The organism is Kistimonas scapharcae (assembly GCF_039540975.1).
Taxonomy (GTDB): domain Bacteria; phylum Pseudomonadota; class Gammaproteobacteria; order Pseudomonadales; family Endozoicomonadaceae; genus Kistimonas; species Kistimonas scapharcae.
Genome location: NZ_BAABFL010000256.1, coordinates 1 through 1778 on the forward strand (window position 1 = coordinate 1; position 1778 = coordinate 1778).

3 protein-coding genes are annotated in these 1778 nt (G+C 44.6%); 2 read left to right on the forward strand and 1 reads right to left on the reverse strand.

Annotated elements, in window-relative coordinates:
- Positions 1 to 188 precede the first annotated feature (188 nt).
- Entirely contained in the window at positions 189 to 614 is a 426-nt protein-coding gene (locus ABD892_RS10805) for a hypothetical protein (protein WP_345195644.1), read from the forward strand.
- A gap of 54 nt (positions 615 to 668) precedes the next feature.
- On the opposite strand, the gene ABD892_RS10810 is transcribed toward ABD892_RS10805, so the two are convergent.
- Positions 669 to 1079, reverse strand: coding sequence for a NirD/YgiW/YdeI family stress tolerance protein (locus ABD892_RS10810; RefSeq protein ID WP_345195645.1), 411 nt, complete (start codon positions 1077 to 1079; stop codon positions 669 to 671).
- Between the two features lie 461 nt (positions 1080 to 1540).
- Between ABD892_RS10810 and ABD892_RS10815 the strand changes: the two genes are divergently transcribed.
- Positions 1541 to 1699, forward strand: a complete 159-nt coding sequence (locus ABD892_RS10815) for a hypothetical protein (protein WP_345195646.1) — start codon at positions 1541 to 1543, stop codon at positions 1697 to 1699.
- The last annotated feature ends 79 nt before the right edge of the window (positions 1700 to 1778 follow it).

Here is a 1778-nt window from a genome sequence, read left to right on the forward strand (position 1 = left end):
GAGAAATATCGGCCATGAAAGGGTTAATCGGGAGGTCAAATCCAATCGGTGGAAAGTGGACATTTTAAATCGGTGCTGACAGTTAGCTTACAAGAAAATGAAAGAACTAGAGAAAATCATAGCTCAATTCCCAAAAAGCAAGAAACCAATAACTGAAAAGTTCAGAGAAGATCAGAGAAGATCAGCATTTGAAAGTGTTGCTATGTAAAAGAATATTAGAAAGAGAACATAAATTTGAACCCTTATTAACAGAACAACTGTATGATCTTTCCAAAACTAATACCAAAGTATTGCAATGTGAACTCGATACGCTAAGAAAAAAACTGAATCAAGTAATACTACATGAACATGAATTGTGCCAACTACCAGAATGGAGACATTTTGTGAACGCCAATTCTGGCATGGCAGCTCTAACAGACGAAATGTATTACAAATATGCCGAGTTCCATTTAAATCCATATTATGTTGGAGGTGAGCTGTATAACTGGGCAGAAAGCCTAAAGTCGGTTGATGACTCAAGCCCCCTCCAAAGCACCAATAAACCCTGCATACCCTCTGACGAAGAACCTTCGGCTAAGAAAATCCGTTTATCTGAAGAGGCCTCAATGCTGTAACAACCAACTTGTCATCTATGGCACAGCCACCCGACCGTGCCGGAGATATTCTCATTAGCCTTTTTCCAAACCCGTCATAGCTGGTCTATAGGCTGTTTCAATAATCTCAACCTGTCGGGCATCAATATCCGTCGGCTCGGTTTGGTGGTAGTCCACCTCACCGGAGATGCGTACAGTCATTTCCGGGGTAACCGGCTCACGGATTGCGCCCCACTCATCACCGTCAATCTCAACATTGATTTCACCGGTGGCATCCCTGAACAGGTAATCCTCATGGTTGATCTGGCGGATGATGTGACCCGTCAGCACAACCTCTGCGTCATCGGAGGCTTTTTTGGCTTCTTCCACGGTCTTGATCGTTTCGCTGCCCGGCCCTTCATACTGTGCCCACAGCGGAGTTGATGCACCCAGAACTGCTACCAAAGCCATGCCACGAATCATCTGATGCTTCATTGTCTGTCTCATTGCTCTCCACCTCTGTCATTGTTTGCTGTGGAAGCTGCCGCTTCCCGATCGCTGTTGGGACATAATGTACAGGAGGCTCTGTGAACAGAGGGTGGAGGCATCATGAACTTTTGTTAATAAAAAGCGGCAGGGAAATACGCCTATGACCATTCACTCAATACGTAGTCAAGCCTTGGAAATCAACATATTAACAACGCTTCGCTGACAATAAAAAAAGATTCAACCCTGAAACAACAAACCTATAAATAAGACTTATACCCCTCCCAAATTTTAATGATTTCACGCCGATTATAGACGTTCCTATACTCGTACCACTCCTCCCTGGATTGTTACGTGGAACAGGTTTCCCCTTTATCAAACCTGCTCTGGTGAATATTTATTGTCTTCAAAAAGTGGGCACAATAGATATTCATTCATGGCGACCTGTTCCACGCTTTTTTCTTCAAACCGGATTGATTGCCATGAATACCATGTCTGATGCAAAACGCTGGATTGAACTGAAGCAGAACACCCACATCTTTACCGATATCATGAATGCCCGTAAGACGCTGAAGCGTTCGACCTCCTGGGATGACATGACCAAGTTTTTCCGTGAAGCGGATAAACACCTGAAAGCATAAGTGTTCCTGATTACCACTGTGGCTCAGCCAGCTTGAGAAGCCTTGCTGGCATGGGGCAGGTTCGCGCAGCCATGTAACC